Raw genomic sequence first — 14,003 nt, forward strand, 5'->3', positions numbered from 1 at the left:
ATGTTAAAAACATTTATAGAAAGACCGGTTTTATCTACCGTTATCTCCATCATCATTGTGATTTTGGGAGTGTTGGGCTATACTTCCCTTCCGGTGGAACAATATCCTGATATCGCTCCGCCAACCATTCAGGTAAATGCCACCTACCCAGGTGCCAGTGCCGAAACCATATTAGAGAGTGTTATCATCCCGATAGAAGAACAAATTAACGGAGTAGAAGGAATGACTTATATGACTTCTTCTGCCGATAATAACGGTACGGCCAATATCACCGTTTATTTTGATCAAGTAATGGATCCAGATATTGCTGCGGTAAACGTTCAAAACCGTGTAGCCCGTGCCAATCCTTTATTACCACAAGAGGTGATTCAAACTGGGGTAACCACACAAAAACAGCAAACCTCAGCCTTAATGTTCTTATCGGTGTATTCAGAAAACGATGATTACAACGCTACGTTTGTTCAAAATTATTTAAAAATAAATGTAATTCCTGCTTTACAAAGGGTAAATGGCGTAGGAAATGTAAATGTATTTTCTAACCAAGATTACGCCATGCGTGTATGGTTAAAACCAGAAAAATTAGCTGCTTATAATCTAGTTCCTACCGATGTGACCGCAGCATTAAGAGAACAAAGTTTAGAAGCTTCTGCTGGATCTTTAGGTAAAAATAACGGAAATGCTTTTTCGTACAACATTAAATATAGTGGGCGTTTTAAAACCGAAAAGCAATACGAAGACATCATCATTAAAGCGATGGATAATGGCGAGTATTTGCACTTAAAAGATGTGGCTAAGATCGAATTAGATGCACAAGGTTACGACTCATACGGGTTTACAGGAGGTCACCCAAGTGTTAACATGGGAATTTACCAAACTGCAGGCTCAAATGCGCAGGAAATCATAGAAAATATAAAATCTGAATTAGACCGTTTATCGCAAAGCTTTCCTGAGGGCATAAAGTATGAGATTAATTACGACACCAATGAGTTTTTAACCGCCTCGATGAACAAAGTAAGAAACACTTTAGTCGAAGCCTTCTTACTCGTATTTTTGGTGGTTTTTATTTTCCTTCAAGACTTTCGTTCTACTTTAATTCCGGCTATTGCCGTTCCAGTAGCTATTGTAGGAACTTTCTTTTTCTTAAACCTATTTGGCTATTCGGTTAACTTATTAACCTTATTTGCGTTAGTTTTAGCAATTGGTATTGTAGTAGATGATGCTATTGTAGTGGTTGAAGCTGTACACGCCAAAATAGACGAAGGTGCTAAAAGTGCTAAAAAAGCAACGATAGATGCAATGCATGAAATTTCAGGAGCTATCATCTCGATTACCTTAGTTATGGCAGCGGTATTTATTCCGGTAACCTTTATTCAAGGGCCTACGGGAGTATTTTACGAGCAATTTGGAGTTACTTTAATTGTGGCCATTTTAATTTCAGCGGTAAACGCCCTCACTTTAAGTCCGGCTCTTTGTGCGCTATTCTTAAAAGGACACGATGATCACGAAGATAAAAACAAAAGTTTTTTACAAAAATTCTACGATAAATTTAATGCAGGATTTAACGCTACTACAGAACGCTACGGAAAATCATTACAATTTTTATACAAAAACAAATGGATTACCGGAGCTATTTTGGTGTTGTCTGGAGTAGGAATTTGGTGGACAGCCAATACCACGCCTACTGGTTTTGTTCCTAACGAAGATCGTGGTATCATTTTTATGAATGTAGAGTTACCTGCTGGAGCTTCTATGGATAGAACCAATATGGTAACCCAAGAATTGTATCAAAAAGCAACACAAATTCCAGGAGTAAAAGGCGTAACCGTTATTAACGGAAGAAGTTTAATTAGTGGTGCTGGTAGCAATTTCGGATTAGGTTTTGTAAAGCTAAAAAATTGGAGCGAAAGAGAAAGTGACGACCAATCGTCTAATGCCATTGTCGGAAAACTTTTCGGAATTGCAGCTACTATTCCCGATGCTAATATTATTTTCTTTGCACCACCAAGTATACCTGGTTTTGGACTCTCTGGCGGATTTGAAGTAAACTTATTAGACAAGTCTGGAGGAAGTTTTGAAGATCTCGATGCAACCACACAAGAGTTTATTGGCAATCTAATGAAGCATCCAGAAATTCAGTACGGGCAAACTTCTTTTAACACAAAGTACCCACAATACGAATTAGATATAAACGTTCCTCTAGCCAAAAGATACGGCGTCTCGGTAAGTAGTATTTTCTCTACTTTACAAGGTTACATAGGCGGGGTTTATGCCGCAGACTTTGCCCGCTTCGGAAAACAATATCGGGTATATGTACAAGCTTTACCAGAAGACAGAACTGATAAAAACTCACTCAACGAACTGTACATCAAAACCAAAAACGGAGAAATGGCTCCTATCACACAATTTGTTAATTTAAAACGGGTATATGGACCACAATCGGTAACCCGCTTTAACCTGTATAATTCTACTAAAATTAGCGGAGCTTCTAACCCTGGATTTAGTACAGGTGATGCTATTGCTGTAGTTCAAGAAGAAATCAAAAATCTACCTAGTAATTTTGATGTAGCCTATTCTGGGCTATCACGAGAGGAAGTAAATGCCGGTAACCAAACCATGGTTATTTTCTTATTGGTAATCGTGTTTGTATACTTTTTATTGGCCGCTCAATACGAAAGTTATTTGCTACCTCTTGCCGTAATTTTCTCGTTACCTCTAGGAGTATTTGGCGCTTTCTTTTCTACCAAAATGATGGGACTAGAAAACAACATTTATTTTCAAATTGCTTTGATTATGTTGGTCGGCCTCTTGGCAAAAAATGCTATTCTTATTGTAGAGTTTGCCATACAAAGAAGAAGGCACGGAGAAAACCTTGTTGATGCAGCCATTCATGGAGCCAAAGCACGTTTACGCCCTATTTTAATGACTTCCTTTGCCTTTATTTTAGGATTAATGCCGTTGGTATTAGCCAAAGGTGTAGGAGCCGAAGGTAATAACTCGATCGGAACAGGAGCTGCTGGAGGAATGCTTATCGGAACTATTTTAGGGGTCCTTATCATTCCTATTTTATTTATTCTTTTCCAATGGTTGCAAGAAAAAATATCAGGTCAGCCAAAAGATAAAACAGCCATTGAAGCTACAAACTAAAAATTGTACCCTAAAGATGAAAAAAAACAAAATATATCATATATCTCTAGTAATGATTTCTTCTTTGCTCATGACCTCGTGTTTTGTAGCTAAAGATTACGAAAGACCAGAATTAGAAGAAGAAACAGAAAATCTTTATAGAACCAACGAGCTGCCACAAGATAGCCTATCAATGGCAAATATTTCTTATCAAGAATTGTTCAACGATGCTTTTTTAAAAAACTATATAGAAGAGGGATTACAAAATAACCTCGACATTAGAGTAGCTTTACAAAACTTAGCTTCCGCGGAAGCTTATGTAAAACAAGGAAAAGTAGGCTATTTACCAAGCCTCTCTGCCAACGGGCAAGCAACGCATCAAGAGTTTTCAAAAAACAGTCAGTTTGGAAGTATCTTTAACGGCGGTTTAACTCAATACGAACTAACAGCCAACCTCTCTTGGGAAGCCGATATTTGGGGAAAAATACGCAGTCAAAAACGTGCTTTTGAAGCTTCATACCTGCAAAGTGTTGCTGCACACCAAGCGGTAAAAACACAATTGGTGTCTAGCATTGCCACTACCTATTACCAACTTTTGGCTTTAGACGCACAGTTAGAAGTTACCCAGCAAACTATTGCTACAAGAGACAGCAGTGTTACGACTATAAAAGCTTTAAAAGATGCTGGGCAAGTAACCCAAGTAGCGGTAGATCAAAACATTGCTCAGTTTAACAATGCTAAAGCTTTAGAAATAGACTTAAAAGCTGCTATTTTTGAAACTGAAAATGCCCTAAATTTACTTTTAGGTCGCGGGCCTATGGCCATCGAAAGAAGTAAATTAGACCGACAATCACTTAACGCAGAAATAGCTTTGGGTTATTCAGTTTCTTTATTGAGCAATCGCCCCGATGTAATGCAAGCAGAATATGCCTTGGTTGAAGCTTTTGAAATGACCAATGTATCACGTAGTAACTTTTATCCATCACTAACCATTACAGGTTCTGGTGGATTTCAAAGCTTAGAATTAGATGAGTTGGTAAATGTCAATTCTCTTTTTGCCAATATTGTAGGCGGTATAGCGCAACCTATATTTAATCAAAGAAAAATTAGAACTCAACATGAAGTTGCCAAAGCACAACAAGAACAAGCTTTATTAAACTTTAAAAAAGCTTTACTCGTTGCCGGAAACGAAGTTTCTAATGCTTTATACAACTACAAAGCAGAAACAGAAAAATTTGAATATAGAGAAGAAGAAGTTAAAGCATTAAAACGAGCAGAAAGTAACTCAGAAGAACTATTAAATAATGGTTTTGCCAATTATTTAGATTTATTAACGGCAAGACAAAGTGCCTTGAGTGCAGAGCTCAATATGATAGATAACAAATTACAACAATTGTTAACTACCGTAACTTTATACAAAGCTTTAGGTGGCGGTTGGAGATAATTTTAATATTTGATGTTTGTAAGTGAAAAGTCTTGTACCAAAGTGCAAGGCTTTTTTTATTGAAGTTTTCCGCCTTTACCTACCCACCAAGGATGAACTTCAACTTCTAACCTTCCCGCTTTTACGATCGGATCGAGTTTTGCCAAACTGTCGGCCATTTCTATATTTGGTGTATTGTAAACAACAATCCCACGAATATCTCCATCATCACCAAAAGGCCCTGTCAAACTCGTATAACCTTCGTTTGCCATTCGGGTTAAATGAGCTAAATGTTGTTTCTGTAACTCAGCTGTTTCTGTAGAGTCTTGATTTCTGTTTTCTCCTTTTTTTAAGAATACCATAAAATATTGTTGCATCAAATAAGTAGAATCTTCTGCTTTGTAATGAAAAACCTGATAGCCTTTTTCTTCGAGTGCTTTTGTTCTTTCTTCTAATGTTAAAACCTTTGATTCTTCTCTTTTTGAAATCGTATCCTCTGATTTTTCATCATCTAAATTTCCGTTTTTTATAGTCATCTCGCAGGAGCAAAACAATATTGACGATAAAAATAGAAAAGTAATTTTTTTCATGATTTCCATGTTTTAAAAGGTTGTTTAGACAAATAGGCGTTATAATATTTTTGATCTCCGGTTACTTCTTCGCCAATCCAATCGGGAAGATTGATAATTTCATTTTCATTTTCTAATTCAACCTCAGCGATGATTAAGCCTTGGTTTTCTTCTTCAAAAACATCTACTTCAAATATATGGTTTTTGTACGTAACCAAATACCTGGTTTTAACTACACAACCATTTTCGCACAACGCAAAAAGTTGTTCGGCTTCTTTGGTATCGATTTTCTTTTCCCATTCAAACCGTGACATTCCAGATGCTGAAGATTTTCCCTTAATGGTTAAAAAAGCTTGATTTTCAGTAATTCTAATACGTACAGAACGCTCCGGATGTGAGCTGAGATAACCTTGTTTTATCGAAAATTGCTTTTTCGCGAAAGCCATAAAACCTTGATTTTTGACTAAAAACTTACGCTCTATTTCTTGCATATCTCTTTCATTTCTTCTGATTCTATAATCGCTTTAGGATAATTGTTTTTAGCTAAAAAATGCATACAATTGTCTATGGTTTTCGCTTTTATTGAGCGGTACTTTTTTAAAGGCCCAAACATCAATAAATTAGCTAATTTCATTATTTTTTTCCAAGCAAACTCAAAAGGTCTCGTTTCGTCTCTGTTACCATCAATAAGCGAAGGTCGTAAAATATAGGTTTCCGGAAGTTGCTGTTTGAGCACTTTTTCTTCCATTTCTCCTTTGGTTTTGTTATAGAAAAACCGACTTTCTTTATCAGCTCCCAAGGCAGAAACTACAATCATTTTTGAGATGTTGTTTGCCTTTGCCAATTTTGCAGCCGTTACTGGAATACCGTAATCTACTTTTTTATAAACCTCTTGGTCTGGGGTTTTCTTCTGCGTACTTCCTATACAGCAAAATACCACATCGGCATTAAACTGGTTTTGGTATTTTTCCAACGCAAATAAGTCGACCAAATGCTCTTCTATTTTGGGATTTTGTTGGGTTACTTTTCTTCTCGAAAATAATATTACCCGTTCAAAATTATCGTCTTTTAGAAGCAAGTCTAACAACAGATTACCTGTTAAACCCGTTGCGCCAAGAATAATTGCTGTTTGCTTTTTCATTATAGAAAGATATAAAATAAACTTCAAAAAAGAAGATTGGTTAACTTTGTCTTGTGGAGCAAAACAGAAAAATCATACACATCGATATGGATGCTTTTTACGCCTCTGTAGAGCAGCGTGATCATCCCAATTTACGCGGAAAACCTTTGGCTGTTGGCGGAGGTTCCAAACGTGGTGTGGTAAGCGCTGCGAGTTATGAAGCTCGGAAATTTGGGGTGAAAAGTGCGATGAGTGGTGTTTTGGCTGCAAAACTTTGCCCAGACCTGATTTTTGTACGTCCCGATTTTGAAAAGTACCAAAAGGTGTCAAAACAGATTCGGAAGATCTTTTTTGAGTATACCGATCTGGTCGAACCGCTTTCGCTCGACGAAGCTTATCTAGATGTGACCGAAAACAAAAAAGGAAACCCAAGTGCAAGTTTGATTGCCGAAGAAATCAGGCAGAAGATTTTTGAGAAAACGGGTTTAACTGCTTCCGCTGGAATTTCTATCAATAAATTTATTGCTAAAATTGCAAGCGATTACAACAAACCCAACGGACAAAAAACGGTAAATCCGGAAGAAGTTTTAGATTTTTTGGAACAATTAGACATCAAAAGGTTTTACGGAATCGGTAAAGTTACCGCAGAGAAAATGTACAACTTGGGCATTTTTACGGGTAACGATTTAAAAAATAAAAGTTTAGAATTTCTCGAACAGCATTTCAGTAAAAGCGGAAAATATTATTATCACGCTGTTCGCGGAATTCACCGAAGTGAGGTAAAACCAACTAGAGCTCGTAAATCACTTGGTGCCGAACGCACTTTTTTTGAAAACATCACTTCGGAAATCTTTATGCTCGAAAAGTTAGAGAAAATTGCTATCGAACTCGAACGCAGACTTCAAACAAGCAATGTTGCAGGAAAAACCATTACTTTAAAAATAAAATACAGCGATTTCACCGTACAAACACGCAGCAAAACCCAAAGTTATTTTATCGCCTCTAAAGATTTGATTTTTGAGGCCGCAAAAGAATTATTATTCCAAGAAAAAATGAAAGATTCAGTCAGGCTTTTGGGCATTTCGGTAAGTAACCTTAACACGGATAGAAAAGAGAAAAATGAACCGGAAAAACAAGAATTGTACGTGCAGTTACGTTTTGATTTTTAGAGTACTATCTTAAAATCACCGTACCTTTGGTGTTTCTGTCATACATCACAATACTTCCTGCGACAGAGACATTTAAACTTAACTGCGAAGAAAATTGCACTAAACGATGACAATGTTGTATCGCTTCTTGCGTCAGACCATGATCTTCTGCTCCCAATAAATACACACAACGTCTTGGATGTTGAAAATCTTCTAGTTTATCAGCATTTTCTGTTTTTTCTACCCCAATAAGCAAAGCACTTTTAGGTAAATGTTTATAAAAATTCTCGAAGTCATCATAATGAAAGTAAGGCAAGGCTCCAACTGCTTTGTGCGTATCACACGCTTGTTTTTCGTATCTATTGCCAATGGTAAATATAAAACTTGCCCCCATATTTTGGGCACTTCGCCACAAAACACCTAAATTTTCTGGGGTTTTACCGTTTTGAATTCCAATACCAAAATAGCCTTGTGATAAGTTGTCCAGTATCATAGCTCATAAATTCTATAACGAAGATAAAATTTATTGATTGATAATTTGCCTTACTTTTCTTTCTATGTCTAAAGCATTTTCAGCAATAATTGTCAATTTCTTTTTCCCAAAATTCAAGTTTAAGGAATAAGGTTTTCCGAAAAAGCTTGAAACTTTCATACTTTTTAAAGCAGAAATAGGATAAACTTTATCTTGTCTATGCAAGGTAACAATTAGGTTTTGATTGGTTATTTTTAAAGGTATTTGTTCAGGGTATGTTGTACTAAAATCATAGGTTTTATATTCATTTAGTAAACTTTCTCCATCCTCTAATTGGTATGTTTTTCTCTTGTTAATCAGCATCAATAATTTAGCAATTTTTGGTACAAGAAAAACAAATACAATACTAAAGATAATTATATAAACTATTTGATATGTTAAAGATGCTTCTATTTCTTTAAAAATTGTGAGCCTATTAAAGAAAAAAAATGCAATACCCACAATCACTATCTGGATTGCTATCATCAAATAAATTCTACTTTTCATTCTATTCCATTTCAGAAACCCGAAGTGTATTCACCATCCCTTTATCTGCAATAGGCATTGCTGCAAGATTAATAATAAAATCTCCTTTTTTTACATATTTATGATCCAAGGCAATTTGGTTAACGTCTTCTACAGTTTCATCGGTACTCACAAACTTGTCATAATAAAAAGAAGTTACTCCCCAAAGTAAACTCAGTTGGGTCAAAATTCTTTTATTGGAAGTAAATGCCAAAATACTCGCATCGGGTCGCCATGCCGAAATCTGAAAAGCTGTATAACCACTATTGGTTAACGTACAAATAGCTTTGGCTTCTATCTCATTTGCCATAATTGCCGCGTGGTAACAAACCGATTTAGTGATATACCTTTTGGTTCTGATATGAGGTGGATTATGTGGCACTTGTATCAAATCTGAAAGCTCTACACTTTTGATGATTTGCGCCATTTTCTCGATCACCTGAACAGGATATTTCCCAACCGAAGTTTCTCCACTCAACATCACGGCGTCTGCACCATCCATCACCGAGTTGGCAACATCGTTTACTTCGGCTCGTGTTGGCGTGAGACTGCTGATCATGGTTTCCATCATTTGGGTCGCGATAATCACCGGAATTCTTGCTTTTTTTGCCCTTAAAACCAATTCCTTTTGTATCAAAGGAACTTCGTGTGCCGGTATTTCAACCCCTAAATCGCCACGAGCCACCATCAATCCGTCGCAAGACCCAATAATTTTATTGATATTTTTAACCCCTTCTGGTTTTTCTATTTTCGCAATAATTGGAATTTTATGATTGCTTTCTTTTTCAATAATTCTGCTTAACTCCTGTAAATCTTGAGCATTTCGTACAAAAGAAAGTGCAATCCAATCTACTTCTTGTTGTATCGCAAATCGAGCATCATTGATATCTTTTTCCGTTAATGCAGGTAATGATATATCGGTTTGAGGCAAGTTTACTCCTTTTCGCGAACGTAATGGCCCACCTTGAATGACTTTAGCTTGTACTTCGTCTTTATGGTTGGTGTTGAGCACTTCAAAAATAAGTTTTCCATCATCAAGCAAAATTCTTTCTTTAGGCTTTACATCCTGCGGAAAGCTGCTATAGTTCATATAAATTTTTTCTTTATCACCTTCAAATTCATCTCCAGTAATAAAAGAAATCACATCGCCTTTGTTGACTACGACTTCGCTTTTCATATTTCCTACACGAAGTTTTGGCCCTTGTAAATCGGCTAAAATACCCGCATTAAAACCATATTTGCCGTTTAATTCTCTAATGGTTTTAATAAGTTTCTCTACCTCTTCGTATTTGGCATGAGAAAAATTGATCCTGAAAATATTCACCCCTTCTTCCAACATCGCTTTTAAAGTGGTTTTATTGTTGGTTGAAGGACCTAAAGTGGCTACTATTTTTGTTTTTTTGAGGCTACGCATTAATTAAAAATTAGATTTTCTTTGGTTTTTATTTTTGAAGGTTCGATCACATAACTTGTGATAATGTTAGGTATTTGCTGTAAACTATTCACAATTTTCTTTTCGAAAAAAGAAGAAACTTCATTCTCTATTTTCAAAAAAAAATCAATCTTTTTAAATTCTGGCAGCAAATATATCGAATAACTTGTTTGCTGCATAAATAAAGCATTGTCTAACGCTGTTTCACTATTTATTTTACATTTGTTTTCTACCAAATAATAAGAACATTCTTGTTGAAAATTCCAGTAATGGTAAAGTTTGTAATAAGCAGTTTGTTCTTTATCTAAATAGTCTAAGTCGGTTTTTTCACGACAAAAACTGGTTTTTAAATGTTTATTGATCAAAAATGCTAACTGAAAAGCTTCTAAAGAGGTATGAATACCTATCAAACTATAGGTTTCGTCCAAACTCGTATCTAGCAACAATTTATTAGCCATATCTTTTTTAAAAACAATATAAAAATAGCTTACGCGAAATGATTTTCGCAGAGAAATACGTTAAAAAATAATCAAATTATTTTTGATCAATCTCGTTCTGAAAGGCAAAGTAAGCTCTTTTGGAGGCTTTTTCTTCAGCTTTTTTCTTGGAAGTTGCTCTTGCTTTCGCAATAACTTTACCATCTACATAAAGTCTTACGCCAAAATGCTTTTGCAGGTCGACGCCGTTGTCTTCATATATCTCGTAATTGTAGTTTTTCTTCTCTTTCTGGCACCATTCTATAAATAAACTTTTATAACTTATCACTCGACCTTCCAGTTTATCGATATCAACATAAGGTTTGATCACGCGTTTAAAAATAAACCGCTCACAAGCTTTATAACCTTGATCTAAATAAATCGCTCCGATAAGTGCTTCAAAAAGATTTCCGTGAATGTTGTCGCCATAATGAGACGTAGGAATATTGCTCCGTACAAATTCTGCAAGATTCAAATCCATTCCTAGTTCGTTCAGGTGTTGTCGACTCACTACTTTAGATCGCATTTTGGTGAGGTAACCTTCGTTACCTGTAGGGACTTCGTTAAACAAATATGCCGAAATAATAGAGCTCAACATCGCGTCACCTAAAAATTCGAGACGTTCGTAGTTTAGTTCATTCCCTTTTTCGTCTTTCAGGTTTAATGATTTGTGGGTAAAAGCCCTTTGGTAGTGAGCAATGACTTTAGGTTTAAATCCTAAAATTTGCTTTATGGCAGAAAAAAAATTCCCGTCTCTTTCAGGACGGGAATTCCATATATTTCGAATAATATTCATAAAAATTATTCGCTTATTTTTTTAAATAATATACAGGCATTATGACCACCAAAACCAAACGTATTACTCATCGCTACATTTACTTCACGATTTTGTGCTTTGTTTAGCGTTAAGTTGAGTTCTGGATCGATATTCTCATCTACCACTTCGTGATTAATCGTTGGAGGAATGATGCTATTTTTCATCGCGAGTATAGAGGCAATCGCTTCAATTGCTCCAGCAGCTCCCAACAAGTGACCTGTCATCGATTTGGTAGAATTGATATTGATTCTCTTTGCGTGATCTCCAAAAACTTTACTAATCGCTTTGAGTTCTGCCACATCGCCTAAAGGCGTCGAAGTTCCATGTGTATTAATCATATCTACTTCTTCAGCTTGCATATTGGCATTGTCTAAACAGTTTTGCATCACGGCAATCACACCTATTCCTTCTGGATGTGGAGCTGTCATATGGTATGCGTCAGATGACATTCCGCCACCAACAACTTCTGCATATATTTTTGCTCCTCTTGCTTTTGCATGCTCATATTCTTCCAAAACTAAAGCTCCAGCTCCTTCACCTAAAACAAAACCATCTCTGGTTGCATCAAAGGGTCTTGAGGCTTTTTCTGGCTCGTCGTTTCTTGTAGAAAGTGCATGCATTGCATTAAAACCACCCATTCCGGCTTGTGTTACTGCTGCTTCACTCCCTCCAGTAACAATTACATCACAATGACCTAATCTGATATAGTTTAAGGCATCTATAATTGCATTGGCTGAAGAAGCGCACGCAGAAACCGTTGTGTAATTTGGCCCCATAAAACCATGTTTTATAGAGATATTACCTGGCGCGATATCGGCAATCATTTTTGGAATAAAAAACGGATTGAACTTTGGAGTTCCGTCACCATTGGCAAAGTTTTTTACTTCTTCCTGAAAAGTTTCTAAACCGCCAATTCCTGCACCCCAAATTACTCCAACTCGATATTTATCTACGTTTTCTACTTCTAGCGAAGCGTCTTTTATAGCTTCGTCTGATGCTACAATAGCATATTGCGCAAACTTATCGAGCCTTCTGATTTCTTTCCTATCAAAATAAGCATCGAAATCGAAGTTTTTTATCTCACAAGCGAATTTAGTTTTGAACTTTTCGGTGTCAAAATAGGTGATAGGAGCGCTTCCGCTCTTGCCATTTTTTAACCCTTCCCAATATTCTTCAATATTGTTCCCTATTGGAGTTAATGCACCTAAGCCTGTAACTACAACTCGCTTTAAATTCATATATGTATATTATTGTTTTGCAGTTTCGATGTATGAAATTGCTTGACCAACAGTAGCAATGTTTTCTGCTTGATCGTCTGGAATCTGAATATCAAATTCTTTTTCGAATTCCATGATTAATTCTACGGTGTCTAAAGAATCCGCACCTAAATCGTTTGTGAAGCTAGCTTCGTTTACTACTTCGTTTTCGTCAACTCCTAATTTATCAACGATAATTGCTTTTACTTTTGATGCAATGTCTGACATAATCTTATAATTTTTAAATTTGATTAAGTGGCAAAAATAAAAAACTTTAGTTTAAAACAAGTTATCTTGCCAAAAATGTGTGTCTAATTTACATTTTTTTAAACTAAGTCGCTATTTTTACGGTCTAAAATAGTATAAATTTTAACATCTTGGAATCAAAAAATAAGTATTCACCAAAAAAAATTGTAATTTTTGCTTCGGGCACCGGTTCTAACGCCAAAAAAATTATCGAATATTTTGCAGATAACCCCAATATAGTTGTGTCTCAGGTGTTTTCTAATAACATCAAAGCAAAGGTTTTAAAAACTGCACATGAACTCGATGTGCAAGCTTTACATTTTGATAAAGCCGCTTTTTATGACACCAATGAAGTGTTAAATGTGCTAGCAGATATCAAACCAGACCTCATTGTTTTAGCTGGATTTTTATGGTTGATGCCAAATAAGGTCCTTAAAGAATTTCCGGACAAGGTCATCAACCTTCATCCGGCACTTTTACCAAAATATGGCGGAAAAGGTATGTACGGAAATCGGGTACACGAAGCAGTTTTGGCAAATAACGAAAAAGAAACAGGCATCACATTCCATTATGTGAACGAAAAATACGACGAAGGTAAAATCATCGCTCAAGAGAAAGTAACAATAGAAGAAGGCGAAACCTTAGAAAGTTTGGTCAAAAAAATACACGCTTTAGAACACAAACATTTTGTAAAAGTGATTGAAAACCTGTTGACCTAATGGCAAAAAAACAGAAGTTTTACGTCGTCTGGAAAGGTAAAAAACCTGGTATTTATGAGTCTTGGGACGATTGTAAGGCTCAAATAACAGGTTTTAAAGGAGCTCAATACAAAAGTTTTTCTTCTTTTGAAGAAGCAAAAAAGGCCTACAATAAAAGTTATCACGAGGTAAAAGAAACGAAGACCCCTAAAAATGAACCTACTTTAGAGCAGCTAGAAAACCGTGTAAAATATGTCGATTTTAATGCGATTGCTGTCGATGCCGCTTCTAGCGGAAATCCTGGAAAAGTGGAATATCGTGGGGTGAACTTAAAAAACAACCAACAAATTTTTCATCAAGGACCGTTTGAACAAGGCACCAATAATATTGGTGAGTTTTTGGCTTTGGTACACGCTTTGGCTTTATTACAAACCAAAAAAAGCAATAAAAGTGTTTATTCTGACTCTAAAATTGCGATTGGTTGGGTTTATAAAAAGAAATGCAATACCAAGCTAGAAGCAACTCCCAAAAACAAAGCTATTTTTGAATTGGTCACCCGTGCAGAAAACTGGCTAAAAACCAATCGCTTTCCCAACAAAATCATCAAATGGGACACCAAAAATTGGGGTGAAATTCCTGCAGATTTTGGGAGAAAGTGA

Annotated in this window: 15 protein-coding genes; 5 read left to right on the plus strand and 10 right to left on the minus strand. The window is 36.0% G+C overall.

Features of this window, described 5'->3' with window-relative positions:
• Positions 1-3,144, plus strand: a complete 3,144-nt coding sequence (locus DNG35_RS03305) for an efflux RND transporter permease subunit (protein ID WP_111126334.1) — start codon at positions 1-3, stop codon at positions 3,142-3,144.
• Between the two features lie 16 nt (positions 3,145-3,160).
• A complete protein-coding gene (locus DNG35_RS03310) occupies positions 3,161-4,567 on the plus strand; it encodes an efflux transporter outer membrane subunit (protein ID WP_111126335.1) in 1,407 nt (468 codons plus the stop codon).
• A gap of 56 nt (positions 4,568-4,623) precedes the next feature.
• Here DNG35_RS03310 and DNG35_RS03315 read toward each other — a convergent pair whose 3' ends face one another.
• The 3 genes from DNG35_RS03315 to DNG35_RS03325 are packed head-to-tail and all read right to left on the minus strand — an operon-like array spanning position 4,624 to position 6,256.
• A complete protein-coding gene (locus DNG35_RS03315) occupies positions 4,624-5,136 on the minus strand; it encodes a YciI family protein (protein ID WP_233494441.1) in 513 nt (170 codons plus the stop codon).
• Positions 5,133-5,606, minus strand: coding sequence for a CYTH domain-containing protein (locus tag DNG35_RS03320; RefSeq protein WP_111126337.1), 474 nt, complete (start codon positions 5,604-5,606; stop codon positions 5,133-5,135). The genes DNG35_RS03315 and DNG35_RS03320 overlap by 4 nt, the downstream gene beginning before the upstream one ends.
• Positions 5,594-6,256 (minus strand): NAD(P)H-binding protein, encoded by a 663-nt coding sequence (locus tag DNG35_RS03325; protein WP_111126338.1) that lies wholly within the window; start codon positions 6,254-6,256, stop codon positions 5,594-5,596. The genes DNG35_RS03320 and DNG35_RS03325 overlap by 13 nt, the downstream gene beginning before the upstream one ends.
• Before the next feature lie 53 nt (positions 6,257-6,309).
• Here DNG35_RS03325 and dinB point away from each other — a divergent pair, with 53 nt between their 5' ends.
• Positions 6,310-7,404: a DNA polymerase IV gene (gene dinB / locus DNG35_RS03330; RefSeq protein ID WP_111126339.1), complete on the plus strand. Its 1,095-nt coding sequence runs from the start codon at positions 6,310-6,312 to the stop codon at positions 7,402-7,404.
• 4 nt (positions 7,405-7,408) lie between these two features.
• Here dinB and DNG35_RS03335 read toward each other — a convergent pair whose 3' ends face one another.
• The 7 genes from DNG35_RS03335 to DNG35_RS03365 form a co-directional block, all read right to left on the minus strand.
• Positions 7,409-7,876 carry an RNA methyltransferase gene (locus DNG35_RS03335; protein WP_199489092.1) on the minus strand — a complete coding sequence of 156 codons (468 nt, stop codon included), beginning with the start codon at positions 7,874-7,876 and terminating at the stop codon, positions 7,409-7,411.
• 30 nt (positions 7,877-7,906) lie between these two features.
• Positions 7,907-8,401: a hypothetical protein gene (locus tag DNG35_RS03340; RefSeq protein ID WP_111126340.1), complete on the minus strand. Its 495-nt coding sequence runs from the start codon at positions 8,399-8,401 to the stop codon at positions 7,907-7,909.
• A 1-nt stretch (position 8,402) separates the two neighbouring features.
• A complete protein-coding gene (gene pyk, locus DNG35_RS03345; RefSeq protein WP_111126341.1) occupies positions 8,403-9,833 on the minus strand; it encodes a pyruvate kinase in 1,431 nt (476 codons plus the stop codon).
• Positions 9,833-10,309: an IPExxxVDY family protein gene (locus DNG35_RS03350; protein WP_111126342.1), complete on the minus strand. Its 477-nt coding sequence runs from the start codon at positions 10,307-10,309 to the stop codon at positions 9,833-9,835. Before DNG35_RS03350 ends, pyk begins: the two co-directional genes overlap by 1 nt.
• Positions 10,310-10,385: 76 nt before the next feature.
• Positions 10,386-11,123 carry a ribonuclease III gene (gene rnc / locus DNG35_RS03355; RefSeq protein ID WP_111126343.1) on the minus strand — a complete coding sequence of 246 codons (738 nt, stop codon included), beginning with the start codon at positions 11,121-11,123 and terminating at the stop codon, positions 10,386-10,388.
• Positions 11,124-11,128: 5 nt separating this feature from the next.
• Positions 11,129-12,382 (minus strand): beta-ketoacyl-ACP synthase II, encoded by a 1,254-nt coding sequence (fabF, locus tag DNG35_RS03360; protein WP_111126344.1) that lies wholly within the window; start codon positions 12,380-12,382, stop codon positions 11,129-11,131.
• Positions 12,383-12,391: 9 nt separating this feature from the next.
• Positions 12,392-12,628 (minus strand): acyl carrier protein, encoded by a 237-nt coding sequence (locus DNG35_RS03365; protein WP_111126345.1) that lies wholly within the window; start codon positions 12,626-12,628, stop codon positions 12,392-12,394.
• Positions 12,629-12,777: 149 nt separating this feature from the next.
• On the opposite strand from DNG35_RS03365, the gene DNG35_RS03370 reads away from it, so the two are divergent.
• Positions 12,778-13,365: a phosphoribosylglycinamide formyltransferase gene (locus tag DNG35_RS03370; RefSeq protein ID WP_111126346.1), complete on the plus strand. Its 588-nt coding sequence runs from the start codon at positions 12,778-12,780 to the stop codon at positions 13,363-13,365.
• A complete protein-coding gene (locus DNG35_RS03375; protein WP_111126347.1) occupies positions 13,365-14,003 on the plus strand; it encodes a viroplasmin family protein in 639 nt (212 codons plus the stop codon). Before DNG35_RS03370 ends, DNG35_RS03375 begins: the two co-directional genes overlap by 1 nt.

It is taken from the genome of Mesonia sp. K7 (assembly GCF_003233725.1).
In the GTDB taxonomy this organism is placed as follows: domain Bacteria; phylum Bacteroidota; class Bacteroidia; order Flavobacteriales; family Flavobacteriaceae; genus Mesonia.

What these genes read in the sequence shown, in the direction of transcription:
- DNG35_RS03305 (WP_111126334.1), top strand. Translation starts at nt 1, where the DNA reads ATGTTAAAAACATTTATAGAAAGACCGGTTTTATCTACCGTTATCTCC.
- DNG35_RS03310 (WP_111126335.1), top strand. Translation starts at nt 3,161, where the DNA reads ATGAAAAAAAACAAAATATATCATATATCTCTAGTAATGATTTCTTCT.
- DNG35_RS03315 (WP_233494441.1), bottom strand. Translation starts at nt 5,136, where the DNA reads ATGAAAAAAATTACTTTTCTATTTTTATCGTCAATATTGTTTTGCTCC.
- DNG35_RS03320 (WP_111126337.1), bottom strand. Translation starts at nt 5,606, where the DNA reads ATGCAAGAAATAGAGCGTAAGTTTTTAGTCAAAAATCAAGGTTTTATG.
- DNG35_RS03325 (WP_111126338.1), bottom strand. Translation starts at nt 6,256, where the DNA reads ATGAAAAAGCAAACAGCAATTATTCTTGGCGCAACGGGTTTAACAGGT.
- DNG35_RS03335 (WP_199489092.1), bottom strand. Translation starts at nt 7,876, where the DNA reads ATGATACTGGACAACTTATCACAAGGCTATTTTGGTATTGGAATTCAA.
- DNG35_RS03340 (WP_111126340.1), bottom strand. Translation starts at nt 8,401, where the DNA reads ATGAAAAGTAGAATTTATTTGATGATAGCAATCCAGATAGTGATTGTG.
- pyk (WP_111126341.1), bottom strand. Translation starts at nt 9,833, where the DNA reads ATGCGTAGCCTCAAAAAAACAAAAATAGTAGCCACTTTAGGTCCTTCA.
- DNG35_RS03350 (WP_111126342.1), bottom strand. Translation starts at nt 10,309, where the DNA reads ATGGCTAATAAATTGTTGCTAGATACGAGTTTGGACGAAACCTATAGT.
- rnc (WP_111126343.1), bottom strand. Translation starts at nt 11,123, where the DNA reads ATGAATATTATTCGAAATATATGGAATTCCCGTCCTGAAAGAGACGGG.
- fabF (WP_111126344.1), bottom strand. Translation starts at nt 12,382, where the DNA reads ATGAATTTAAAGCGAGTTGTAGTTACAGGCTTAGGTGCATTAACTCCA.
- DNG35_RS03365 (WP_111126345.1), bottom strand. Translation starts at nt 12,628, where the DNA reads ATGTCAGACATTGCATCAAAAGTAAAAGCAATTATCGTTGATAAATTA.
- DNG35_RS03375 (WP_111126347.1), top strand. Translation starts at nt 13,365, where the DNA reads ATGGCAAAAAAACAGAAGTTTTACGTCGTCTGGAAAGGTAAAAAACCT.